Consider the following 23,698-nt stretch of genomic DNA (forward strand, 5'->3'; position numbering starts at 1 on the left):
CCGAACGGCCGGGAATAGACTGTGGTTCATGCTCGCACGACGCAGGAAGATTGACCCACTCATAGTGCTCATTATTGCGGCCGTCATCGTGGCGGTTATCGCGCCGGCACGAGGCTGGTTCGCCGACGCCTTCGCCGTCGCCACGAACCTCGCCATCGCGGCGCTGTTCTTTCTCTACGGCGCCCGACTCTCCACCAAGGAGGCCATCAGCGGCCTCACGCACTGGCGGCTCCACCTCACGATCCTCGCCTTTACCTTTGCCGCCTACCCGCTCATCGTCCTCGGGCTTCGACCACTAATCACCGCGATACTTAGCGACGAGCTCTATCGGGGAGTTCTCTTCCTCGCCCTCGTCCCTTCGACGGTGCAGTCCTCGGTCGCCTTTACCTCCATCGCGAAGGGGAACGTCGCCGGCGCCATCGTCGCCGCGTCGGCGTCCTCCCTCGTCGGCGTAGTGGCCACACCCTTGCTCGTCCTTGCCCTGATGTCCACCGGCGGCGGGGTGGCCATCGACGCCTCCGTCTTCGGCGACATCGCCCTGCTCCTTCTCCTTCCGTTCGTCCTCGGGCAACTGCTACGCCGGTGGGTAAAGGACTTCGCCGCCAACAAGGCGACGAAGGTCGTCGACCGCGGATCCATCACCATGGTGGTGTATTCGGCGTTCTCGGCGGGCGTCGTCGACGGCGTGTGGTCCCGGGTGAGCATCGGGGAGATCCTCACGCTCACCGTCGTGTCGACGGTGCTCGTCATCTTCATGCTGTGGCTGACTCGGTGGACTGCACAGCGCCTGGGCTTCAACCGAGAGGACACCGTGGCCATCGAGTTCTGCGGCTCCAAGAAATCTCTCGCCACCGGGTTACCCATGGCGACGGTGATCTTCGGCGGCGCCTCCCTCGGCCTCCTCATTCTCCCGCTCATGGTGTACCACCAGATTCAGCTCATGATCTGCGCGTGGCTGGCGGCCCGCTACGGCCAGTCGGCCGCGGCCTAGCGGCAGGCCCAGGCCAGACGACCCGCCCCGGCCACGCGCCTCCGGCCCGGCCACCCGACCCGCCCCGGCCACGCATTCCCAGTTCGGCCGCTTGCCTCCAACCCCGGGCCACTTGCCTGATCCCGGCGCGTGGGTGACGATGTTTCACGTGAAACTCTTCGTTAAGACGACCCTGACCATCCCGGGCGCCGGCGCCGCCACCCACGTCGCCGAGTTGATCGAACGCGATGCCAGCAGCTGCACGATGCACCGCCTCCTGGAGCTCACCCCCGACGGAACCATCGTCGGCGCCTTCACCCAAGGCCGGACCGCGGGGGAGACCATCGTCCCGGTCGACGTCGTCCCGCACCCGGACACCTACGACTCCTTCCCCGGCATGGCGGCCGAACGCGTCACCGAGGATCAGTTCGACGCCCTGTGGGAGCAGGCCCTCGCCCTGTATCCCGAACTGGCTTAGGCGAAAACGGCGTTGACGAGGACCATGTACGTCAGCGTCCCGACCAGAATGGACACGGCCGCCCGACGCGCCCACAGGTGCACCCCCACGGTGACGGCCGCCGCAAGCAGGCCCGGCACGAGGCCGCCAGGGGAGTCCACCGCCCCGGCCAGGGTGTAGACCACGAGCACCGTCATCACGCCCACCGGCATCCAGCGCCCTAGTTGCGCGAAGAACCCGGAGGCGCCAAGCCGGCCGCGTAGCTCAAAAGGCACGGCGCGCAGCACGACGGTCACCACGCAGATAGGCAGCAGTACGGCGGCGACCATCCCCAGGGTTACTCCCTCTGGCAGGCCCATCTAGCGGCCACCTCCCAGCGGCGTGGTCAGCCAGGCGTCGAACCGCGGGCTGAGGAAGCGGAGAACGTGAATCCCAAAGTAGGCACTTAACGCAACGATGAGCAGATGCCCGGGCGCCACGACGGCGGCGAAGAGCCCGCATCCGAGGGCGATCACGGGAAGCGACAGGTCCCTCGAACTGAGGAAGGCGTCCAGTGCCAGGACCACGAACAGCGCCGTGAGCGCGAATTCTAACCCCGCCCACGGGATGTCCGCGAGCGAGCCTCCCAGCGCCCCGAGGATCCCGGAGCTCACCCATAGCGCCTGCGCCACGGCGGTGATGGTGAGCAGGCGCATGGAGCTGACGGGGAGGCCGTCGTCGTCGAGGCCGTCAGCGCCGAAGCGGGCGGTGACCGCGTACACCTCGTCCGTGATGGCGTACGTGGCGTAGGCGCGCGCCCAGCGTCGCCGGATCCGGTGCCGCGGGTACGTCAGGCCGTAGAACACGTGGCGGAAGTTGACGAGCAGCCCGGTGACTGCCGCCGTCACCCACGACGCGCCACCGGTGACCAGCCCCAGCGCCAGGTACTCCATGGATCCGGCGTAGATGATGATGGAGAAGATCGGCGCCCACCACCACGCGAACCCCATCTGCACGACGAGTAGGCCGAAGGCCACGCCCAAGGGGATCAGTCCCAGTCCCACCGCCCACACGTCCCGCACTCCGCGGGCGGCCTCGCGCAGCGTGGTCGACGTCGCGCCCGCCACTAATTGAGCGAAGGGTCGACGGGATAGGTGGAAAACAGCGGCAGCGGCATGGGTTGGCGGCGCAGCACATCTCCCCACAGGTCGGCCCGTGCCGGCATGATGACGTCGCCGGGCAGGGCCGGGACGACGAACCAATCGCCGTTGTCGATCTCTGCGTCGAGCTGCCCGGGTGCCCATTCGCAGTAGCCGGCGAAGAGCCGGATCCCGTCCATGATCTCGGAGATGTGGGCGGAGTCGGCCCGCATGTCGATGTGCGCGAGGCGGTTAGCGAGCCGGTTGAGTACTGGCTCTTTAGCCATGTCCACCCCCAGCTTGGTGCGACCAACGCCCACGACGGCCTGCTGGTTGACGGGGCCGCCGATGTATAACGCCTGCGGCTTGGCGACGGCGGGCAGCCACTCCGGCATGATGTTATAGATCGCGAGCTCGCTGCGCTGAGTGAGGTTCACGCCCACCGTCATTGCCTCGTTGTGCTCGATGATGAGCACCACGGCACGGGCAAAACGGTCATCGGGAATGTCCGGCGCGGCCACGAGGAGCTGGCCGGGTTCGGGTTCACCACGTTCTAGCGCCTTGAACAACCGATCGGCGAAGTAGTTGTGCACGTTTCCCTGACTCCTTCCGCTGAGCTTATGTTCACCTTAGGGGCGATGAGTGAGCTTCGCCATTCCACCACCGCGTCAGTTCCTCGATGGCTTCGTCACGTTCCAGCGGGCCGCGTTGCAGGCGCAGCTCCTTGAGGTAGGCCCACGCCCGCCCGACCTCTGGGCCGGGGGAGAGCCCGAGGATCTCCATGATCTCGTTGCCATCCAGGTCCGGGCGGACCCGCTGGAGGTCCTCCTTCGCGGCGATCTCGGCGATGCGCTCGTCGAGGTGATCGCAGGCGCGCTGCAGGCGTCGGGCCTTGCGCTGGTTGCGGGTGGTGCAGTCGGCCCGCACCAGTTTGCCCAGCCGCGGCAGCAGGTCTCCCGCGTCGGTGACGTAGCGTCGCACCGCGGAATCCGTCCATTGGCCTTCGCCGAAGCCGTAGAAGCGCATGTGCAGGTAGACCAGCTGGGAGACATCGCGGATGACGTTCTTCGGGTACTTCAGCGCCCGCAGGCGCCGGCGCACCTTCTTCGCGCCCACCACCTCGTGGTGGTGGAAGCTCACGCCCCCGTCGGGCTTGATCGCCTTGGTGTCCGGCTTGCCGCAGTCGTGGAGCAGGGCCGCCCAGCGCAGGATGAGGTCCGGGGAGTTGTCCTCGTCTTCCTGGTCGATGGCCTGCTGCAGCACGGTGAGGGAGTGGCGGTAGACGTCCTTGTGCTGCTGGTGTTCGTCTTCGGCCATCCGCATCGCCCCGACCTCGGGGAGGATATAGGTATCGAGGCCGGTGTCGACAAGGACCTCCACCCCCTTGACCGCGAAGCGGCCGCCGATGAGCTTGTCGAGCTCCGCCTGCACCCGCTCTGCGGTGATGCGCGTGATCTCCTCGGCCATGGCCACCATGGCGTCGCGGACACGGGGGGCGAGCTCGAAGCCGAGCTGGGAGACGAAGCGCGCCGCGCGCAGCATCCGCAGCGGGTCGTCGTGGAAGGACTTCTCCGGGGCGGCGGGGGTATCGAGCACGCCCGCCATGAGGTCCTCGAAGCCGCCGACGAGGTCGCAGAACTGCGTCGTCATGGAGCCGTCGGCGACGCCGAGGCGCACCGCCATGGCGTTGACGGTGAAGTCGCGGCGCTCCACGTCCCCGGCGAGCGTGTCGCCGTAGGTGACGTCGGGGTTGCGGCTATCGCCGTCGTACTGATCGGCCCGGAAGGTGGTGATCTCGACCTGCTGGCCGTGGCGCTGTCCGGAGACGGTGCCGAAGGCGATGCCGGTGTCCCACACCACCTCGGCCCAGTCGTTGAGGATGCGCAGCACCACGTCGGGGCGGGCGGAGGTGGTGAAGTCGAGGTCGTGACCCAGCCTGCCCAGCAGGGCGTCGCGCACGGAGCCACCCACGAGGTACAGCTCCTCCCCGGCGTCGTCGAACGCCCGCACTAGGTCGATGAGTATCGACTCCAGTGACTTAAGGGTGCGCTCGGCGCGCAGTAGTTGGGAGACCGCCTGCTCGTTGTGGGTATACACCCGGCATATCTTAGCGGGTAGGGGCGCGGCAGAATGGTCAGCATGGTGCGGTAGCGGATACCATTTAAGGAATGACTGACAAGGAAGGCCAGGCCCCCCGCGAGGGCACAGGTTCGCCACGCCGGCGTCGACGTCGGCGCTCGCGTCGGCGTGCCCGGCCGGAGTCCTCCGGGGCGGCCTCAACGAACAGCGCCTCGAGGCACAGCGCCCCGGGCAGCTCGACGCCGACGGCCCAGGCCGGCGCCAGCGATCAGGCGGGCACGGGCGGCGGCACCGAACGCTCCGACGGTCGCAGTACCCACCAGGGGGCTTCCCGCTCGGGCAGGCGACGGTCCCGCTCGGGGGCTCGTCGGCGCGGCAGCCGGCGGGCGCCGAGCGCGGCTAAGCCCACCACGACCTCCCGGCGGTCGGCGCCTTCGGCGCCGCGGATGCCGACGAGTATCGAGACGTCGGCGGGTGGCCTCGTCGTCTCCGGGTTGCCCGAGGCTGTTCGGCCCGACGGCTCCGTGGACATGAGCCGCATCTACGTCGCCCTCATCGGGCGGCTCGACCGGCGTGGCCGGCTGCTGTGGTCCATGCCGAAGGGCCACGTGGAGCCCGGCGAGGACCGGCGCTGCACCGCCGAGCGCGAGGTGTGGGAGGAGACCGGCGTTCACGGCGAGGTCATCGATGACCTGGGGGTGATTGATTATTGGTTCGTTTCCGACGGGGTGCGCATCCACAAGACGGTCCATCACCACCTGCTGCGGTATGTCGACGGGATATTCAACGACGAGGACCCCGAGGTCACCGAGGTCGCGTGGATTCCCGTGAGTTCGCTCATCGAGCACCTGGCCTACGCCGACGAGCGGAAGCTGGCGCGGAAGGCGCACGATCGGCTGCCGGATTTGGCCCGGAAGGAAAAGGCCGAGGGGAGGGCCACCCCGCGATGAGGCGCGCACGTGGTTGGGTCAGGGCGTTAAGGAGAATCGTCGGAGCGACGGCCGCGGCGACGACGGTGGGCTCTGCCACCGTCCTCGGGTCGGCCGCGGCGCTGAACCTCGACGCCCCGTCGATCGCCCGCAATCCACGCGACGCCGAAGTGGCCGACACGTGGGTCAATCCCATGTCCCGGCCGGGGGAGAGCGCGGCAGTCGTTCAGGTGGACCTGGTGGCTATCCCGGCGCTCGACGACGGGTCGGTGTCGCCGGGGGAGCGCTTCGACGTCCGCGCCCGGGTGACGAACACGTCGCCGGAGCCGGCTTTCGGGGTGGAGCTGCAACCCTGGCGTGCGGAGGCGACGTCCGACCTGCCGTCGGCGCGGCGGCTGCTGTCCGGGGATCTGCTGGAGTTCGCGGAGTGGGGCGATCCGCTCGTCGTCGGTGAGCTCGCACCCGGAGAATCCAGAGATGTCACCGTGACGTTATCGGCAGACGAGGAGGATAGGGGGTTCTTCCCGCTGGCGCTCGCCGCTTCCAGGCTCCACGACGATCCCAGCGGCGACGACCCGGCGTTGCGCCAGGAGGTCAACACCGAACGCACCATCATTCACGTCGACACCGCACCGGAGGCCGAGCACGACACCGAAGGCGACGCCGAGCCACGATCAGGCGAGACCCCCACCCCCTTGAGCGTCATCGTCCCTGTCACCGAGATCGTGGACATCCTCCCGGGGGAGACCGGCGAAGCCCCCACGCCCCAACCACTCATCCTCGCCTCGGAGAACCTCGCCCAGCAGCTCGCACCCGACGGCCGGCTGAGCCGGCTTCTCGACGCCTATGACGCCAACGCGCCCCACGCGGCAACGTGCCTGGCCGTGGATCCCGAGCTCGTGGCCACCGTCGACCGCATGGCGCGCGGGTACACCGTCGCCAGCGATCGGGTGGATCTCCAGCGCCCCGAGCGCCTGCGCGACACGTGGGCGAGCGATAAGGAGCCAACCGGTCAGCAGGGCACGGGGTCGGCCGCAGCCGCCACGTGGATCGACCGCCTTCGATTCATCAGCTCGATCGGGTGCGTCACCCCCTTGCCGTGGGCCAACAGTAGCCTCGACGCGCTCCGGGCAACCGGCCATAACAGCCTCATCCACGAGGGCCTGTGGCGCGGGCCGGAAACCTTCAACGCCGTCCTCGGCACCCGGGGGATTCCCACCACGCTCATCTCCCCGGACGGCTACGTGTCGCCATCGACGGCTGAGCGCCTGGCGCTGCCGGACAACCCCGACAACCCCACCTCCAAGGTCCTCGTGGCCGGAAACAGCGTGTGGAAGGACCAGGGCGCCGACCGTTTCCACCAGCTCGCCCCACGCGTGGTGAGCGTGAGCTACGACGGCACCCTGGCGACCACCCTGGCACAGAGCGGCCCCGAACCGGAGACCGTGGGCTACAGCGACCCCGAGCTGCGCTATTACCTCCCACTGGATACGGCCGTGGCCCGCGACATCACCGCCGCGTCGGCCCTGTCCATGAGCCTCGATTCCGCAGAATCAGTGCTGGCGATGTTGCCGTCTCGGGTGGATCCGAACTCGGCCGCCCGCATCCTCGCCGCGGCCAAGCGTGAGATCGACCGCGGCGAGGCGGTGGCCTTGCCCGTGGCGGAGTACGTCCAGCCCACGAGCACCCAGGCCACCCGCCTGTCCTTCTCGGACGACCTGGCGCTGCGGCTCGAGCCGGCTTTCGGCCCGCCCTTCCCGGACCCGGCGGCCGTCACCAAGGTGGAGATCACGGCGGTTAAGGAGCAGGCCGGGTACACCGATGGGCTGAAGAACATCCTCCGCGATGACCCGCTCCTGGCCCTCACACGCCGCGAATACATCCTTCCCCTGCGGCTGGACCAGCTTCGGTCCTTAAGCACGACGGGCCGCGGGTGCGTCGCCACGCACACGGCGGCGGTAGAGCGCGCCGCGAAGGTGCTGGACGGCAGCGCGCAGCGCCTCCAGCAGCTACGCGAAGGTGTGCGGCTTTTGCCCCCAGGCAACGTCTATACCCGGACGTCCGAGAACTCGCCGCTGCTTATCGCCGCCGAGAACGTCCTCCCGCTACCGGTGGAGGCGACGATCGAGTTCGACGGCCCACCGGACGTCTCCCTGACGACGCCTGCCCGGATCAACATCCCTGCCGCGAGTTCTATCACGGTCGATATGCGGGCGGATATCCCCAACCTTGCCGGACCAACCGATCTCAAGATCTGGCTCGCCACCGTCGACGGCACCGCCATATCTACCCCGGTAGATATACAGGTGCGGACCCGCAACAGCGGCTCCATCATCACCGTCGTAGGCATGCTGCTCCTCGTCCTGCTGGGCACTGTCGTCGGCAAGCGCTTGCTTCGGGGGCGTCGTCCCCGCGCCGACGACGCCGCCCGCCCGCCGAACACAGACGAATCGAGCCCATCATTCTCCCCGGATCCCACCTCTCAACCTCCCAAGGACCACCGTGATTGACGAACCCACACCCTCACCAGCGGGCCTGCGGCGGCGCATCGTCACCCCCTCCAAGCCGGCCCCCGTCCCGCGGCCGCGTCCCGTACCGACGGCAACCGAGACCGGCGAGGATTCTCCGCTCCTGGACCGATCCACGCTAACGACCGGGCCGCAGGGGCCCACCATGGTTCCACCCGTCCCAGCGGTTGCCGGGGAGTCGTCAGCCACGGACCCGGCACCCGCCGCACCCGCCGCCACCGCCGCTTCGCCCACCCAGACGGCACAGCGAGCGGACGCCGATCCCACCTCGAATGAGTCGGTCGTCCGTTCCACCGGGTCGATGGCGATTGCCACCATTCTCAGCCGTATCACCGGCTTCCTCCGGACCGCACTCATCGGCGCCGCCCTCGGCGTGGCGGTGGCCGACGCCTTCACCATCGCCAACACCCTGCCCAACCTCATCACCGAGATCGTGTTGGGGTCCGTGCTCACCGCCCTCGTGGTTCCCGTTCTCGTGCGCGCTGAGAAGGAGGACCCGGACAGGGGAGCGGCGTTCATCCGTCGCCTCTTCACGCTCACGGCCACCTTGGTGACGGTGGTCTCCATCGCGGCGGTCGCCACGGCTCCGCTGCTCACCCGGATGATGATCCCCGAGGACGGCAACGTCAACGAATACATGTCGACGTCCTTCGCCATCCTCTTGTTGCCGCAGATCTTCTTCTACGGCCTGTTCGCGCTGTTCATGGCGATCCTCAACACCAAGGGCATCTTCCGCCCCGGCGCGTGGGCGCCGGTGGCCAACAACATCGTGGCCATCGCCGTCCTGCTGGCCTACATGGCGCTTCCCGGTCAGTTGGAGGCCAACGACGCCGCGCCCTTCTGGGATCTCTACGTGCTCCTGCTCGGCGTGGGCACCACGCTGGGCGTCGTCGTCCAATGCGCCATCATGATCCCGCCGCTGCGACGCGCCGGCATCGATCTTCGCCCCCTGTGGGGCATCGACGCCCGGCTCAAGCAGTTCGGCGGCATGGCGGTGGCCATCGTGGTGTACGTGGCCATCAGCCAGCTCGGCTACGTCATCAACACGCGCATCGCCGCCGACGCCGCCCAGGGCTCCGTCGTCATCTACAGCTACCACTGGTTGCTGCTGCAGGTGCCCTATGGCGTCATCGGCGTGGCCCTGCTCACCGCGATCATGCCGCGGCTATCGCGCAACGCCGCCAACGGCGACGACCGCGCCGTCGTCACCGACCTCACCCTGGCGACGAAGCTGACATTTATTGCCCTCATCCCGGTCATCGTGTTCTTCACCGCCTTCGGTGTGAGCATCTCCCATGCGCTCTTCCGCTACGGCCAGTTCAGTGACCACAACGCGGACCTGCTGGGTGTGACGCTGAGCTTCGGCGCCTTCACGCTCATCCCGTACTCGCTCGTCATGCTGCATTTGCGAGTCTTCTACGCCCGCGAGCAGGCGTGGACGCCGACGTACATCATCGCCGGCATCACCACCACCAAGGTGGCGCTGGCGGCGCTGGCGCCGATGGTGGCGACGTCGCCGGATACCATCGTCATCCTGCTCGCGGCGGCGAACGGCTTCGGTTTCGTCGCCGGCGCGTTCATCGGCGCGTCGCTGCTGCGAGCCATGCTTGGTTCGCTCAACTCCCGCGAGGTCTGGAACACCTCTCTGTGGGCCTTCGGGTCCTCCGTGGTCGGCGCGGGGGTGGCGCTGGCGCTCAAGGTGGGCTCCGACGCGGTCTTTTCTCGGCTCTTCGCCGAGCCGATCTGGGCCCTGCAGATGGCGCAGCTCGCGGTGTGCGGCGTCGTCTTCCTCATCGTCACCGGTATCGTGCTGTCCCGCTCGAAGCTGCCCGAGGTCTACAACCTTGGCCGGCTGTTCTCCCGCCTGCCGGTGGTGGGACGGTTCATCCGCGTCGACGAAGGCGCTGCCCTGGAGCTGGGGGAGACGAGCGAGCTCGACCTCTCCGCGCAACTGGCAGCGCTCGACGCCTTCACCGCCACACCGACGCCACCGCCCATGTCCGCCGGCGTTGTGCGCGGGCCGCGGTTGGTCCCGGGCGCCCCGGTGTCCGACGGCCGCTTCCGCCTCCTCGTCGATTGCGGCTCGGTCTCCGGAGCCCGCTTCTGGAAGGCCCGCGAGACAGCCACCGGCAAAGACGTTGCACTCACCTTCGTCGATACCACCGGCAAGGCGCCCTTCGCCCCGCCGAGCCCGGCGGAGATGGCCCAGGCCGCAGCCCGCGTTTCACGTGAAACCCGCCGGCTCGGCGAACTAGGACTCCCGGCCGTCGCTTCCGGGGTGCGCATCCTGTCCTATCGGACGGGCGCCCTCATCGTCGCCGACTGGGTCGAGGGCTCCTCGCTGCGCGACGTCGCACGCACCGCCGTCGATCCCGACAGCGACGTCCTCCTCAACCCGCAAGCCGTCGCGGCCGCGCTTGCGCCGCTGGCGGATGCCGCCGCCGACGCCTCCGCCTCCGGGCTCCGCCTCGGGCTGGATAACTCCGCACGCATCCGCATCGCGACCACCGGCGAAGCGATGCTCGCCTTCCCGGCCATCCTCGATAGCGCCTCCGCCCGGCAGGATGCCGCGTCGATCGCCTCCGCCATCCACCTCCTCGCCGACGCGACGACGCTCGGGGAGGAGCCCATCGACCCGCGCCTCGCCGAGCTCGTCGACAAGGCCTCGGCCATCGCCCACCGCGCGGCAAGCGAACCCGACGATCCCGCCGACGCCGACGCCACCTCGGCGGATACGGCACGCGCAACGGACCCGGAGGAGGCGCGCCAGTGGCATGAGCTCGCCGCCGCCTTGCGCACCTACGCCGGCACGCCGCCGAGCCCCGCTCCCAGTGGCGTGCCCAGTGACGCGCCCAGTGGAGCGCCGCAGGCCGAACCCGGCAGCGAACCCTCCGCCGAAACACCCGCGGGTGAGACCTCACCCGCGGGGGAGACGGCCGCGGGCGAACCCTCGACTGCGGGGGAGATGACGGCATCCGGCGCCGAACCGCAGCGCACCGCCGACGCCGCCCCGGTCACCCTCGGCGGGTCCACCGCGTACTCCGCGGCACATCGACGGGCGACGATGGGCCGAGTCGCGCAAATGGCCGCCCAAGAGGCCGCCCACCGCGACGGCGAGCCAAAGGAGCTCACCACCGCCGCGGTCGGCTTCGGCTCCTCCGGCTACTCCCGCAAGGGCACCGGCCTGCTGGTCTCGGTGGTCATCGCGCTGGTCATCCTCGTGGCCGTCGCGCTCACGGTCGTCACCTCGGTACTCTCCGGCCCGGCGATCGTCGACGAGAACCTGTCCACGCACACCCAGACCGCGGCGCCCGCCGAGGAGGTCGCGCTGGTCTTCCGGCCCACGGAAGTCGCCGCGTGGCAGGCCCCGGGCCAGGACACCGCGGCCGACAACCCGCAGGACCTGCCGCTCGTGGCGGATTCGGACAACTCGACGTCGTGGGCGTCCGACGCCTACCCGAACGGCCTGGGCACCAAGCCGGGGATTGGCATCGCGGTGCGGGCCGCGCAGCCGCTCAACCTGGAGCGCATCCGCATCGACACCCCCTCGGCGGGGGCGCGGTACAGCATCTACGGCATCCCGCCGGGGGTAGACCCGGGCGCCGTGACGGACCTCACGTCGCTGCCGCGGATCGTCGCCGGCGAGTTCACCACGGGCCGGCAGACCATCTCCGTGGAGAAGGAAGCGGTCGACGCCGCCGTCGCCAGCCCGCAGGGCTCCACCGAGGCCTTCGCCGGGGTGATCGTCTGGATCACGGAGACCCCCAGAAACGGATCGGCCGTGGAAATCCGCGAAATCGCACTGGTGGGCCACGTCGCGGCCCCGCAGGCGGGGGCGAACACCGGGTCCTAGAACAGCCTCGTGCCCGCCCCGCCCGGCGATGGTGCCCAGTTTTATGGTCACCGTCGCCGGGCGTCGGCGTCTTTTCTGGGGAATACTGAGAGCCCCTAGCACTGTGAGCTTTCGGGGGAACGCATCAGTGGGATCACCGTATTCAGGAAGGCCGAACAGGCCGACGCGGCCCGCGTCGTCGGGCCAGGAAGCGACCGACGCCGAGCTGGTCGCCACCTATTTGGAAGGCAACGCTCGCGCCTTCAGCACCATCGTCACCAGGCATCGATCCCGGCTGAAATCCATCGCCTGGCGCTATGCCAATAGCCGGTACGACGTCGAGGACATCGTCCAGGAGTCGTGGCTCAAGGCGGCCACGAACCTCTCGCGCTACCGCGCTGAGGCTGCCCTGACCACCTGGCTTCACCGCATCGTGGCCAACGAGGGCTACGACTTCCAGCGTCGTCGCAGCCGCCACGAAACCCCGGTGCTCGACGACGCGGAACGCTTCGCTGTCACCCCCGCGTCGCTCGTCACCGAGCCCCACGCCGCTGCCGACGCGGCCCTGCTCCTGGAAACGCTACTGAAACAACTCAGCCCCGAGCAGCGCGACGCCCTGCTGCTCGTCGACGGCCAGGGGTACTCCATCGAGGAGGCGGCGCAACGGCTGGGTACCCGGCCCGGAACGGTGAAGTCGCGCCGCTCCCGCGCCCGGCAGATACTGCGCTCTGCCTACCCCGACGACGGGTGAGCACTCCCTACGTCCGGGGCGGCAGGGGACTAGGGCATCAGCATCGATGCCACTATGCTCGGGGCCTAGACTTAAAAGCCACGTACGTTACACAACGCCCCGAAGGAGTTCTTGTCATGACTGACACGCTTCACGACGTCGCGATCATCGGATCCGGCCCGGCCGGTTACACCGCGGCGCTGTACGCCGCCCGCGCCGAGCTGAAGCCCATCGTCTTCGAGGGTTACGAGTACGGCGGCGAGCTGATGAACACCACCGAGGTGGAGAATTACCCCGGCTTCCAGAACGGCATCATGGGCCCGGAGCTCATGGAGGAAATGCGGGCCCAGGCCATCCGCTTCGGCGCTGATCTGCGCATGGAGCTCGTCGACTCCGTGGATCTCACCGGCGAGGTGAAGACCATCCGCGTCGGCGACGACGTGTATCGCGCCAAGGCCGTCATCCTCGCCACCGGCGCCGCCCCGCGCCAGCTCGGCGTCCCGGGGGAGCAAGCCCTCGGCGGGCGCGGCGTGTCCTACTGCGCTACCTGCGACGGCTTCTTCTTCAAGAACCAGCACATCGCCGTCGTCGGCGGCGGCGACACCGCCATGACCGACGCCCTCTTCCTCGCCACCTTCGCGTCGAAGGTCACCATCATCCATCGCCGCGACGAGTTCCGCGCCTCCCCGGTCATGGTCGAGCGGGCCCGCCAGCACGACTCGATCGACTTCGCCACCAACAAGGTCGTCGCCTCCGTTAACGAAGCCGACGGCAAGGTCGGATCCCTCACCCTGCGCGACACCGTCACCGGCGACACCAGCGAGCTCGACGCCACGGCCATGTTCGTCGCCATTGGGCACGACCCGCGCACGGGCATCCTCGGCGGCCAGCTGCCGCTCACCGAGCAGGGCTACGTCGTCGTCGAGGCACCCTCCACCCGCACCGCCATCCCGGGCGTCTTCGCCTGCGGCGACCTCGTCGACGACCACTACCAGCAGGCCGTCACCGCCGCCGGCTCGGGATGCAAGGCGGCCCTCGACGCGCAGGCCTTCCTCGCGGACCTGCCGACCGCCTAACCCTCACCAGAAAGGCCCCTCATGAGCGCACCCATCACCGTCACCCAGGACACGTTCCGCTCCACCGTCATCGAGTCGACCACGCCCGTCGTCGTCGACTTCTGGGCGCCGTGGTGCGGGCCCTGCCGCAAGCTGACCCCCATGCTCGAAGACATCGCCGCCGAACTCGGCGACGCCGTGACCATCGCCAAGGTCAACGTCGACGAGGAACGCATGCTCGGCGCCATGTACCAGATCATGTCCATCCCCGCGCTGCTCATCTTCAAAGACGGCCAGAAAGTGGACGAGATCATCGGCTTGCGCTCCAAAGCCGACATTATCGCTACAATTAACGATCACCTGTAACCAACGTGGTTCGTGGTTACACTGGAAAAGACACCTATCTTTAGCTGGGAAATTTCAAGGGAGGACGCGCTGTGAGTAGGGACCTTCGAGTCGGAGACTCCAGTCCCCGGGTGGCTGAAGCACGCTCCACCCTGGCCCGTCTTGGTTATTACAACGGCGACGCCGAAACCGAAGTCGCCGACTGGAAGGCCCGAACCTTCCACGAAGACGAGAAGATCTTCGACTTCGAATTGGCCGACACGCTGCGGGCCTTCCAACAATCCCGCGGCATCATCCCCACGGGCGTACTAGACCAGACCACGCTGCGGGAACTGCGCCACGCCTCCTACACCCTCGGGGTGCGGGTCTTAAGCTTCCAGCCGAACAACGAGCTCATCGGCGACGACGTCGCCCAGCTGCAAAAACAGCTCCAAGAGCTCGGGTTCTACTCCCACCGCGTCGACGGGCAATTCGGGCGCCAAACCCACGAGGCCGTCGCGACCTACCAGCTCAACTACGGGCTGACCGACGACGGCGTCTGCGGCCCCGACACGCTGCGCGCCCTGTCGCTGCTCGGCCGGCGCATCACCGGCGGCTCCCCGCAGGCGATCCGCGAACGGGAATCCGTTCGGTCGGCCGGCCCCCAGCTCGCCGGAAAGCGCGTGGTGATCGACCCGGCTCTCGGCGGCGCCAACAAGGGCCTCACCGTCAAGGGCCGCTACGGGCTCATCTCCGAAGAGGAACTGCTCTGGGACCTGGCGAGCCGTATCGAGGGGCGGATGATCGCCGCGGGCATGGAGACCATCATCTCCCGCCCGCGCACCGACGACCTCTCCGCCGCCGACCGCGCGGACATCGCCAACGCTTTCGGCGCCGACGTGATGATCTCGCTGAACTGCGATCACTACTACAACGACAAGGCCAACGGCGTCGCCACGTTCTACTTCGGTTCCCTCGTTGGGGCTTCGTCCATGACTGGCGAGACCCTTTCTGGCTTCATCCAGCGTGAGATCGTCGCCCGCACGCGGCTGCAGAACTGCGGCAACCACGCCCGCACGTGGAAGCTGCTGCGGCTCACGGACATGCCCACCATCGAGGTGGTGCTGGGGTATCTCACCAACCCCGGTGACGTGGAGGTTCTCACCGACCCCGCGATGCGCGACCGCATCGCCGAGGCCATCGTGGTTTCCGTGAAAAGGCTCTACCTGCTCGACGACGATCAGCAGCCGACCGGCACCTTCGATTTCGCCGCTCTTCTGCGGTCAGAGGGGCGCTAGCAAACTTTTAACATGAGCGGGCCGTCATCTGGTGCTGGCCCGCACATTTTTGCTATCTGACCTGCGTTTTTAAATATGACAGAGGCTGCTACACCGTCACTGTCAAACTTTAAACATGATATCTGCGAGCCAACACCTCCAACACTTCCAACACCCCAAACTCCCTTAAACACCGTCGCAACGGCCTAAGACTCCGTGGCCAGCCGGTACGTCGTGGCCCGTGCCCCCTGACCACCGATCATCTCCACCAGCCCCTTGTGCACCAGCGGCTTCAGACTGTACCGAACCTGACCAGTGGTCAACCCCGTCCGCTGTTGCACATCGCGCACCGACAGTTCCCCGTCGGCCAGCGCGCGGTAGACAGCAGGAACATTCCTGCCCAGGTTTCTCAAGCCCTCCGTGCCTCCCACTGCGTCCAGGGCGTCAGCACCCGCCGACGTCGCATTGTCGGTGACACTGGGGCCGGTGAGCACGATCCGGTCGCCGTCAACTCGGATAAGTCCCCATGCGACCAACGTGTCCACCTCGCCGACACCCATCGCGGACGGAACAGACGCCCGATGGCGGATCCACTCGGTCTTCGTCCAGGAATGGCCGCGTCTAAGCGACACGTAGAGTTCCTTTTGCCCGGTCGAAGCGAAACCGGGAAGATCCTCCACCCACACCAACTCCTGGCCGTCTATGCGCGGACTGCGTAGGAGAAGAGCACGAAACATCACGCCGGTGTCCTCCATTCGCGGCGGGCACAGATTAATGTCGCGCGTAGCTTCAAAGATGGAGTGAATCCCGGCCCCTTCGCTCTCGATTACTGGTCGGCCGTCGTCGGTGTGAAGCCGCCGGACGATCTCGTAAAGGCGCGGATTCGCCGCCGCTTGGAACCGCTCGTGGCCCGATAGCTGATCGATGGACACTCCGTGGAGGCCGCCGGGGTTCTCGATGACGAGCGCCTGGCTGGTGACCTTCACCGTGACCTCCTTTCCGGACGCCTCACTCAGCGGGCTGATGTCTCGGTGAAGAAGGGCGTTGGCAACGAGCTCACGAATCGCCGACGCCGGGATGTCGGTGGTGTCCGACGACTTCCCGTCGGCGGGCGTTCGAGTAGCCTGCAAACTGTCCTCAATCCACTGGCACATGTCGTGCAGCAGCACGGGCAGTGGGCCCTCGAAGCGCTGCACTCTCTGCGTGCTCGCCTCGGTGGCGTCGTGAGGCAGTTCGACGACGCCTGTGGCGCCGAGTCCGCGGATGCGCCCTTGAGGGTAGAAACCCAGAGCATAAAGCCCGGCGACGGTGATGTTCCCGGCGACGTCTGTGATGCCGGTGGCGGCCAGCACCTGGGCGTCGTCGACGGTCGCCATCCTGGGGCTGTCTCGCCGGACGGCCGCAAGATAGGCCGCCACCAGCGAGGAGTCGAGTAACGCTGTGCTGGTGCCGGTCACCGGACGGCTGCCGTGGTCGACGCGCTCGTCGCTGGGCAGCGCCGCTATCTCGAGCATGCGAACGTCGCTGGGGCCGAGGAGAAAGTTGCCGTCGGGCCGGCGAAGGTAGGACCTGCCCTCAATGGTGGCGGGTTTGCTTTCCGGGTCCAAGGGATGGACTTCGACGACGAGAACGTCGAACCCTCCACTGCTGAGATAGGACTCCCGCAGTTCCGGCGCCGGTTCGATGAACTGCTGAGTGTAGTCGGCTACCTGGGCAAATAACTGGCGAGGGTTGGCCGCTCCCGTGATGGTGTAGCCTTCCGCCTCGCTGACTCCGAACAGGATGACCCCTCCGGCGGGCATGTTGGCGAAGGCACACAGGGTTGGCCCGAGGTCGAGCGGCATTTCTGAGCGCGCTCGTCTGCATTCCACGGCCATGGTGGCGTCCTTGGAGCGTTTGAGTTCCTCGAGAGTCTCCAGCACCTGCCGCATCGTCCACGTCATGGCGTTGATCCTAGCCGGGCTTGCACTTTCGTGAGCGGGGGTTTTCCCAGTGATGTTCACTATGATGCGCAAAAATCGGCCAAACTTTAAACATGATGAAACGAGAGGGTACCCGCCCCAGATTCCAGCGCGGCAGAAAAGAACCGGCTAGCACCCCGCAGCAATCAAGCGCCGCGCCCAGCGGTGCGTCAGCGCTCGCGACGGCGGCAGCTCCAACCGCAACCTAGGAAACACTGGATGCTCGGCGACGATCTCGAAACCGACCGCCTCCAGATCGTCCACCCCGATCAGGCCTATATCCTCCCGGTGCACCAGCGCCGCCACCACTTCCGCCGACGTCGAGACGCGGTCGATGTCCCGGTGCAGGCCGAAGGCCTCAATCGCCGCGAACCCTCGACGCGTGAGATCGATGACGCTGGCCTCCAGGAGCAGCTGTTCCACGCCGACGCCCGAGAGAATCGGGTGGATGAATAGGGAGCTAATGAGCTGGGCGTCCTCGGACACCGGGGCGGTCGGCATCCGTTCGGTGCCGCGCGCGTGCTCCGGGTCGCAGAACAGCACGGTTGCCCGGGTGGCAGCGTGGGCGTCGTCGCCGAAGGTGATGAGGTACCCGCTCGTGCCGTAATCGGCGAAGCGAGCCTCCAGCCAGGCCCGCTTTTCCGCCGCCGCCTCCCCGGAGGCCTCTACGGCGGCGGCGAGCTCTGGTTCCATCTCCCAGAAGACGCTGCGCAGCGCCCGCGGGTGGGCCTTAGAGACCGTCTCCGGGATCAGGGGCTGCAGGCGGCTCGCCATGAGGCTATCCCTGGTTCATGAGCGCGAGCAGGCGCTGTAGGTCCTCCTGGTCGCCGAATTCGACGACGATCTTGCCTTTGCGCTTGCCCACGAGGACGGAGACCTTCGTGTCCCAGGAATCGGCCAAGCGTTCCGCGGCCGCCGTGGCGTATTCCGGCTGGGGCTGGGGTTGCCGTTTCTTCTTTTCGGGGGCGGTGTGGCCGTCGCGGTTGAGGATGGTGACGGCTTCTTCGGTGGCGCGGACGGAGAGTCCTTCCCGGATGATGCGGTCGGCGAGGTGTTCTTGGGCGTCGGTTGCGTCGTCGACCTTGACGCCGAGGAGGGCCCGCGCGTGGCCGGCCGAGAGTACGCCGGCGGCCACGCGGGATTGCACGCCGACGGGCAGTTGCATGAGCCGGATCGTGTTGGTGATGACGGGGCGGGATCGGCCTAGGCGTTCGGCGAGTTCGGCTTGGGTGACTCCGAATTCCTCCAGGAGCTGCTGGTATGCCGCAGCTTCTTCGAGGGGGTTGAGTTGGACGCGGTGAATGTTTTCCAGCAGCGCGTCGCGCAGCATGGTGTCGTCGGCTGCTTCGCGGACGATGGCCGGGATGCGCTTGAGTCCGGCTTTGGCGGCCGCGCGCCACCGTCGTTCGCCCATGATGAGTTCGTAGCCGTCGCTGATTTTGCGGACGACGACGGGCTGCAGCAGGCCGACTTCCTTGATGGAGTGGACGAGTTCGGCGAGTTCGTCGGCGTCGAACACCCGTCGCGGGTTCCGGGCGTTGGGGGTGATGGAGCCGATGGGCAGTTCGGCGTAGGAGGCGCCGTAGTCCTCGGCGTCGTCGACGGCGACGGCTTTGTGGATGCTGCGCGAGGCTTTCTCGGAGTCGCCGGTGAAAATGGGTGCGCCTTTAATCCGGTCTCCGGACTGTGGACGTGTGGTCTCGCCGAAGATGACATCGGCTGCCCCCGCCCCAAGCCGGGGCCGGGGCGCGTCGCCCGCTCCGGGGCCTGGGCCCGAAGGGATCAGAGCACCGAGCCCGCGACCGAGACCACCTTTGCGGGGCTTGTTAGACACAGGAAGCTCTCCTTTAGCTCTTTAGGATTCGTGCGGGGCCGAGTCGGCGGAGTGTTCAGAGTCCAGCAGCTCCCGCGTCTCGGGGCTGACGCCGATGGGGCCCGTCGTCGCGTGGGGAACGTAGTCACCGCGGGTGGCGAACTCGCGGGCGGCGTCGAGGTAGGCGAAGGCCCCGCGGGATCCGGGGTCGTAGTCGATGACGGTCTGGCCGTAGCTGGGGGCCTCCGAGATCTTGATGTTTCGCGGGATCTGGTTTTTGAGCACGACGTCGCCGAATTGGTTGCGGACCTCGCTGGCTACTTCCTCGGAGAGGCGGGTGCGCCCGTCGTACATGGTCATGAGGATGGCGGAGATGTGCAGCCGGGGGTTGAGGTGCTCCCGGATCATGGTGATGTTGCCCAGCAGCTGGCCTACGCCTTCGAGGGCGTAGTACTCGCATTGGATGGGGATGAGGATCTCGTCGACGGCCGACATGGCGTTGATCGTCAGCAGGCCCAGCGACGGCGGGCAGTCGATGAAGATGTAGTCGAAGCCTTCCTCGCGGACGTGGCCCTTGCGTAGCGCGTCGGCTAGCCGGTATTCGCGGCGCACCATGGATACCAGCTCGATTTCGGCGCCGGCGAGGTCGAGCGTCGCCGGGATGCAGTAGAGATTGTCCACCTCGGTGGGCTGGATGGCGTCCTCTGGCTGGGCTTCGCCGATGATGAGCTCGTAGCTCGACGTGGTCCCCGCCCGGTGGTTGACTCCCAGTGCGGTGGCGGCGTTGCCCTGCGGGTCCAGATCCACTACCAGCACCTTCAGGCCGTGGTGGGCCAAGGAGGCGGCCATATTCACCGACGTCGTGGTCTTACCGACGCCGCCTTTCTGATTCGCCACCGTCACCAGCCGGGGCGCCGGCGGCTTGGGCAGCGTCAAACGACCAGGCGACAAGACCTCTGCGGCCCGTCGGGCGGCTGCGGCGATCGGGGTATCGTCCCACTGGAGATCATTCATCGACTACATGGCTCCGCTTCTATCGGGTTCTTTAACAATTCCACTGTAGTGGGCTGCCGGCTCAGCTCACCCGGGGAATTCGAATAAGGGTGGTGGGTTCTTCAAGCAGGGTGTCTCCGACGGTGAAGACGGTGGCCTCACCGCCCCCGGCGGCGCGGATGAGCTCGGCGTCGCGCTGAAGTTCCTCGTGCACTGACGAGCCCTTCATCGCCACCATGGACCCACCTATTTTAGCCAGCGGGAGGGACCACCCGGCGAGCTTACCCAAGGGTGCGACGGCGCGCGACGTCACGAAGTCCGCCGCCAGCCGCCGGCGAAGTGCGGGCTCCTCCGCCCGGCCACGAATGACCGTCACATTGCTCAACCCCAGGGCCTGGGTGACCTCGCCGAGGAAGGTCGCCCGCTTGAGCAGCGGTTCGACGAGCGTGATGCGCAGGTCTTCTCGAGCGATCGCGAGCGGGATGCCCGGCAGACCGGCGCCGGATCCGATGTCGACGATTGCCGCCTCCGCCTCGAACGCCTCCCCGATGACGGCGCAGTTGAGCAGGTGGCGCTGCCACAGCCGGGGTACCTCGCGGGGGCCGATGAAGCCGCGGGTGGAGCCGTCGGTGGCGAGTAGTTCGTGGTAGGCCACGGCCTTGTCCAACCGGTCGCCGAAGACGGTGCCGGCAACTTCTGGCGGGGAGGACAGCACAGGCTCGCTCATGTTCAACCTTTCCGGGGCAGACTCGAAAACTGTTCTTCTCACTGTAGCCCAGCCTCATGACGGCGACGCCCCCGCCTTAGGCGGGGGCGTCGTCCATGTCACGCTCACAAAAGCGACCGGAGCACTGTGTTCATTCGGCTGCGCGCGAGGGAGTTAGTTCTTCTTTTTCTTCTTGCTTTGCGACCGTGCCCGCTGCGCAGCCTGGCGCTGCTTCAGAGCGCGTTCCTTGGCTTGCTGCTCGGCGAGCTGCTGCGCTTCCTGTTCGGCCTTGCGTTGTTTCTTCGAGCGCTTATCCACCGTTCGGGCATTGACAACCGGAGCGAGTTCCGCCTTCACCTTTTCGCGTCGGGCGATCTCCTCTTCTTCTTCCTTGTCCATCTTCTTGTACACGAGGCGGGTTTGGACGAAGGTCCACACGGTGTTGGTGAGCATGTACGCCAGCAGGCCGATGGCCCACAGGTAACCGGTCATGATGGTCATGGCGGGGAAGACCCACAGCATCATCTTGCCCATCATCTGCTGCTGCATCTGCATCATTTCCGCGTTATCGCCCGTCGGCTGCGGGGCCTTGCCGGAGGCCTGGCGGGTGTGCTGGCGATTGAGCGTGTAGCGGGCGTTGAAGTGCGTGAAGAGCACGATGAGCACGATGAAGGGCACGGCGACGTAGGCGACGTCGAGGCGGGTGAAGTCCGTGCCGTAGGCGGCGAACTGTTCCGTCGGGGTGCCGATGGCCACCGACAGCGGAACGCCGAAGATTTCCGCGTCGAGGAAGGAACGCACGTCCTCGGCGGAGAAGATGTAGTTACCGATTGCGCGGTTTTCCTCAACGGTCAGCCCGAGGCCGCCAGCGGCGGTGCCGGTCCGGTTGAAGGAGCGAAGGACGTGGAAGATACCGATGAACACCGGGATCTGCACGAACATGGGGATGCAGCTCGACAGCGGATTAAAGCCGGCGTCCTTGTAGACCTTTTGGGTCTCTTCGGCGAGTTTCGTCTTGTCGTTCTTGTACCGCTCCCGCACCGCCTGAATCTTCGGGGTGAGTTCTTGCATCTTGCGGCTCGATCGCAGCGATTGCACCATCGGGTAGACGAGGAGCGCCTTAATGGTGGCGGTGAGCAACACGATAGCCAGTAGCCACGTGACGCCCGCGTTGGCGTTCATGCCGAGGAAGGTCAGCGCTTCGCGCCAGAACCACATCACGGCTGAGATGGGGTAGTAAATGAAATTGAGCACTGGGCGTCAAGTCTCCTAGGTCAACGGTGCTTAATCGGTGAGCGAGCGCTCCGGAACAGGATCGTACCCGCCGGGGTGCCAGGGGCCGCACTGCGCCAACCGGATCATACCCATGAGGCTGCCTCGAAACAGGCCGTATCGGGTGATGGCCTCCAGGGTGTAGGCGCTGCACGTGGGCACGAAGCGGCACGTCGCCGCCGGTTTCAGGCCGGACAGGTGGCGCTGGTAGAACCGCACGGCCCGCACTCCGACGCGGGCTGGTAGTCCGCGCGGTTGCGGGAGCTGTTCGCCGTCGACGTTGCGCATGTCAGCCACGACGCTCGATCCGCTTCAACGCTTTCGCAATGTCGTAAGCCAGCTGGTGGCTCGTCGCCGTGGCGGCGGCGGGCAGGGCGCGCAGGACGATCTCGTAGGACGAGGGCAGCTCGTCGGCCATCGCGGCGGCCACGTGACGCAGCCGGCGGGACAGGGCGTGCCGGGCGACGGCGTTGCCGACCGCCTTAGACACAATAAGGCCGAACCGTGGCCCGCCCACGTTTGCAGGCAGCGGCGACGATTCGGCCGAACGGTCGTACACGTGCACAACCACGGTGCGGCTTCCGGCCTTGCGTCCCTTCCGCATGACCCGGGAAAACTGGGTGGGGGAGGAGAGCTTGAGGCGCTTCGGAAGCACGGCACACTCCTTATGCGGTGAGCTTGGCGCGGCCCTTCTTGCGACGCGCGGCGACGATGGCGCGACCAGCGCGGGTGCGCATACGGATGCGGAAGCCGTGCTTGCGGGAGCGACGACGGTTGTTGGGCTGGAAGGTACGCTTACCCTTTGCCACGATATTCTCCTTGACGGTGCACGCGGCGAAGTGAGCACACCGGTGCCGGGCCCGCAGCCTTCGGTGCCATTCGCCACAAAAGTATGGATGACGTTTTTAGGTTCGAGTGCCGCATTGGGGTGCGACTCGCGGGGATTCACAACCACTGTCCGCCCACCGGCGGGTGGGAGGTGACCCGGTTGACGGCGCGAATGACCGCTCTCGAGCATGTCCGACGCTCCCGCCGCTGCCAACCTCAGGCAGGCATCGATGAGGGCTCGGGCATGAATGACTGGCTTTACGCTACGGGACTTTGACCCATGCGAGCAAATCGACACGCCGAGGATTCACCGCCTCGAAGCAGGTGCCCCCGTAATTACAAAAATGTGCTTTAGGCATCACTACCCATGCGGGACTCGGAATATCCATCCCTACCTGCCGCCGCGCGACCGACGATCGCCCTGGTCGCGGACGTGACAACGGATGCCACGGAGCCGGTTGGCTCCCAAGTCGCTTAACACCACCACCGGGGAGAACAATGGAAATGACAACTTATCCACTGAGGTGCACGAGCCGTACCTGTGGATAACTCGCAACTACAGGTTGAGCTTTCCACCGGGATCTGTGGATACCAGCAGGTCACGACGGCATTTTTGGGGATTAACGGCTATCCCCAGACCTGTGGAGAGGGTGTGGATAACCACCCTCCGGCGAGTTTTCCACAGGTGTGGACAGTTTTGTGGACTGCGTGGTGATAGCGTACAAATGGTCCCCGACAGGGTGTGGATAAGAAACGGTTTTCTCCACCGGCCACTCCCCAGCCCATCGGACGGAGTGACCACAAAGACTAGTAAGGACCGCCACCT

Annotated in this window: 22 protein-coding genes; 9 read left to right on the forward strand and 13 right to left on the reverse strand. The window is 66.9% G+C overall.

All coding sequences use genetic code 11. From position 1 onward, the window contains the following. Positions 1–28 precede the first annotated feature (28 nt). Together CUTER_RS10840 and CUTER_RS10845 are read left to right on the forward strand one after the other, a co-directional pair. The gene (locus tag CUTER_RS10840) at positions 29–991 is read left to right on the forward strand and encodes a bile acid:sodium symporter family protein (RefSeq protein WP_047260432.1); all 963 of its coding nucleotides are present in this window, start codon (positions 29–31) and stop codon (positions 989–991) included. Between the two features lie 139 nt (positions 992–1,130). Then, positions 1,131–1,448, forward strand: a complete 318-nt coding sequence (locus tag CUTER_RS10845) for a hypothetical protein (RefSeq protein ID WP_047260433.1) — start codon at positions 1,131–1,133, stop codon at positions 1,446–1,448. Here CUTER_RS10845 and CUTER_RS10850 read toward each other — a convergent pair. The 4 genes from CUTER_RS10850 to CUTER_RS10865 are packed head-to-tail and all read right to left on the reverse strand — an operon-like array spanning position 1,445 to position 4,651. Further along, positions 1,445–1,786 (reverse strand): branched-chain amino acid transporter permease, encoded by a 342-nt coding sequence (locus tag CUTER_RS10850; RefSeq protein WP_047260434.1) that lies wholly within the window; start codon positions 1,784–1,786, stop codon positions 1,445–1,447. The genes CUTER_RS10845 and CUTER_RS10850 overlap by 4 nt on opposite strands. Continuing rightward, complete coding sequence (locus tag CUTER_RS10855) at positions 1,787–2,533, reverse strand: AzlC family ABC transporter permease (protein WP_236684725.1); 747 nt, start codon at positions 2,531–2,533, stop codon at positions 1,787–1,789. Further along, positions 2,533–3,138 (reverse strand): YqgE/AlgH family protein, encoded by a 606-nt coding sequence (locus CUTER_RS10860; RefSeq protein ID WP_047260435.1) that lies wholly within the window; start codon positions 3,136–3,138, stop codon positions 2,533–2,535. The genes CUTER_RS10855 and CUTER_RS10860 overlap by 1 nt, the downstream gene beginning before the upstream one ends. A gap of 31 nt (positions 3,139–3,169) precedes the next feature. Continuing rightward, positions 3,170–4,651 carry a CCA tRNA nucleotidyltransferase gene (locus CUTER_RS10865; RefSeq protein WP_047260795.1) on the reverse strand — a complete coding sequence of 494 codons (1,482 nt, stop codon included), beginning with the start codon at positions 4,649–4,651 and terminating at the stop codon, positions 3,170–3,172. A 62-nt stretch (positions 4,652–4,713) separates the two neighbouring features. On the opposite strand from CUTER_RS10865, the gene CUTER_RS11470 reads away from it, so the two are divergent. The 7 genes from CUTER_RS11470 (at position 4,714) to CUTER_RS10900 (ending at position 15,320) form a co-directional block, all read left to right on the forward strand. Beyond that, positions 4,714–5,574 (forward strand): NUDIX hydrolase, encoded by an 861-nt coding sequence (locus tag CUTER_RS11470; RefSeq protein ID WP_082121371.1) that lies wholly within the window; start codon positions 4,714–4,716, stop codon positions 5,572–5,574. Further along, a complete protein-coding gene (locus CUTER_RS10875) occupies positions 5,571–8,063 on the forward strand; it encodes a hypothetical protein (RefSeq protein ID WP_144412323.1) in 2,493 nt (830 codons plus the stop codon). Before CUTER_RS11470 ends, CUTER_RS10875 begins: the two co-directional genes overlap by 4 nt. Continuing rightward, positions 8,056–11,934: a murein biosynthesis integral membrane protein MurJ gene (gene murJ, locus CUTER_RS10880; protein WP_047260438.1), complete on the forward strand. Its 3,879-nt coding sequence runs from the start codon at positions 8,056–8,058 to the stop codon at positions 11,932–11,934. Before CUTER_RS10875 ends, murJ begins: the two co-directional genes overlap by 8 nt. A 127-nt stretch (positions 11,935–12,061) precedes the next feature. Continuing rightward, the gene (locus CUTER_RS10885; protein WP_047260439.1) at positions 12,062–12,664 is read left to right on the forward strand and encodes an RNA polymerase sigma factor; all 603 of its coding nucleotides are present in this window, start codon (positions 12,062–12,064) and stop codon (positions 12,662–12,664) included. A gap of 116 nt (positions 12,665–12,780) precedes the next feature. Further along, the gene (gene trxB, locus CUTER_RS10890; protein WP_047260440.1) at positions 12,781–13,719 is read left to right on the forward strand and encodes a thioredoxin-disulfide reductase; all 939 of its coding nucleotides are present in this window, start codon (positions 12,781–12,783) and stop codon (positions 13,717–13,719) included. Positions 13,720–13,740: 21 nt separating this feature from the next. Next, positions 13,741–14,064: a thioredoxin gene (trxA, locus tag CUTER_RS10895; RefSeq protein ID WP_047260441.1), complete on the forward strand. Its 324-nt coding sequence runs from the start codon at positions 13,741–13,743 to the stop codon at positions 14,062–14,064. Positions 14,065–14,135: 71 nt separating this feature from the next. After that, positions 14,136–15,320, forward strand: coding sequence for an N-acetylmuramoyl-L-alanine amidase (locus CUTER_RS10900; RefSeq protein ID WP_047260442.1), 1,185 nt, complete (start codon positions 14,136–14,138; stop codon positions 15,318–15,320). Between the two features lie 185 nt (positions 15,321–15,505). Here the strand turns inward: CUTER_RS10900 and CUTER_RS10905 are convergent, their stop codons facing one another. The 9 genes from CUTER_RS10905 to rpmH form a co-directional block, all read right to left on the reverse strand. Further along, positions 15,506–17,242, reverse strand: coding sequence for an ATP-binding protein (locus tag CUTER_RS10905; protein WP_052844132.1), 1,737 nt, complete (start codon positions 17,240–17,242; stop codon positions 15,506–15,508). 147 nt (positions 17,243–17,389) lie between these two features. Beyond that, positions 17,390–18,034, reverse strand: coding sequence for a hypothetical protein (locus tag CUTER_RS10910; protein WP_047260443.1), 645 nt, complete (start codon positions 18,032–18,034; stop codon positions 17,390–17,392). 4 nt (positions 18,035–18,038) lie between these two features. After that, complete coding sequence (locus CUTER_RS10915) at positions 18,039–19,094, reverse strand: ParB/RepB/Spo0J family partition protein (RefSeq protein WP_047260444.1); 1,056 nt, start codon at positions 19,092–19,094, stop codon at positions 18,039–18,041. 21 nt (positions 19,095–19,115) lie between these two features. Continuing rightward, entirely contained in the window at positions 19,116–20,087 is a 972-nt protein-coding gene (locus tag CUTER_RS10920; RefSeq protein WP_047260445.1) for a ParA family protein, read from the reverse strand. 61 nt (positions 20,088–20,148) lie between these two features. Continuing rightward, positions 20,149–20,793 (reverse strand): 16S rRNA (guanine(527)-N(7))-methyltransferase RsmG, encoded by a 645-nt coding sequence (gene rsmG, locus CUTER_RS10925; RefSeq protein WP_047260446.1) that lies wholly within the window; start codon positions 20,791–20,793, stop codon positions 20,149–20,151. A 153-nt stretch (positions 20,794–20,946) separates the two neighbouring features. Further along, positions 20,947–22,026: a membrane protein insertase YidC gene (gene yidC, locus CUTER_RS10930; protein ID WP_047260447.1), complete on the reverse strand. Its 1,080-nt coding sequence runs from the start codon at positions 22,024–22,026 to the stop codon at positions 20,947–20,949. Positions 22,027–22,056: 30 nt separating this feature from the next. Beyond that, positions 22,057–22,332: a membrane protein insertion efficiency factor YidD gene (gene yidD / locus CUTER_RS10935; protein ID WP_047260797.1), complete on the reverse strand. Its 276-nt coding sequence runs from the start codon at positions 22,330–22,332 to the stop codon at positions 22,057–22,059. A gap of 1 nt (position 22,333) precedes the next feature. After that, positions 22,334–22,699, reverse strand: coding sequence for a ribonuclease P protein component (rnpA, locus tag CUTER_RS10940; protein ID WP_047260448.1), 366 nt, complete (start codon positions 22,697–22,699; stop codon positions 22,334–22,336). Between the two features lie 10 nt (positions 22,700–22,709). After that, positions 22,710–22,853, reverse strand: a complete 144-nt coding sequence (gene rpmH / locus CUTER_RS10945; RefSeq protein ID WP_047260449.1) for a 50S ribosomal protein L34 — start codon at positions 22,851–22,853, stop codon at positions 22,710–22,712. Positions 22,854–23,698: the final 845 nt, after the last annotated feature.

This window comes from Corynebacterium uterequi (genome assembly GCF_001021065.1).
Lineage (GTDB): Bacteria > Actinomycetota > Actinomycetes > Mycobacteriales > Mycobacteriaceae > Corynebacterium > Corynebacterium uterequi.

Coding starts and splice junctions, on each gene's coding strand:
- CUTER_RS10850 (WP_047260434.1), bottom strand. CDS start 1,786: ATGGGCCTGCCAGAGGGAGTAACCCTGGGGATGGTCGCCGCCGTACTG.
- CUTER_RS10840 (WP_047260432.1), top strand. CDS start 29: ATGCTCGCACGACGCAGGAAGATTGACCCACTCATAGTGCTCATTATT.
- CUTER_RS10875 (WP_144412323.1), top strand. CDS start 5,571: ATGAGGCGCGCACGTGGTTGGGTCAGGGCGTTAAGGAGAATCGTCGGA.
- CUTER_RS10845 (WP_047260433.1), top strand. CDS start 1,131: ATGTTTCACGTGAAACTCTTCGTTAAGACGACCCTGACCATCCCGGGC.
- trxB (WP_047260440.1), top strand. CDS start 12,781: ATGACTGACACGCTTCACGACGTCGCGATCATCGGATCCGGCCCGGCC.
- rsmG (WP_047260446.1), bottom strand. CDS start 20,793: ATGAGCGAGCCTGTGCTGTCCTCCCCGCCAGAAGTTGCCGGCACCGTC.
- yidD (WP_047260797.1), bottom strand. CDS start 22,332: ATGCGCAACGTCGACGGCGAACAGCTCCCGCAACCGCGCGGACTACCA.
- CUTER_RS10905 (WP_052844132.1), bottom strand. CDS start 17,242: ATGACGTGGACGATGCGGCAGGTGCTGGAGACTCTCGAGGAACTCAAA.
- CUTER_RS10920 (WP_047260445.1), bottom strand. CDS start 20,087: ATGAATGATCTCCAGTGGGACGATACCCCGATCGCCGCAGCCGCCCGA.
- CUTER_RS11470 (WP_082121371.1), top strand. CDS start 4,714: ATGACTGACAAGGAAGGCCAGGCCCCCCGCGAGGGCACAGGTTCGCCA.
- CUTER_RS10910 (WP_047260443.1), bottom strand. CDS start 18,034: ATGGCGAGCCGCCTGCAGCCCCTGATCCCGGAGACGGTCTCTAAGGCC.
- trxA (WP_047260441.1), top strand. CDS start 13,741: ATGAGCGCACCCATCACCGTCACCCAGGACACGTTCCGCTCCACCGTC.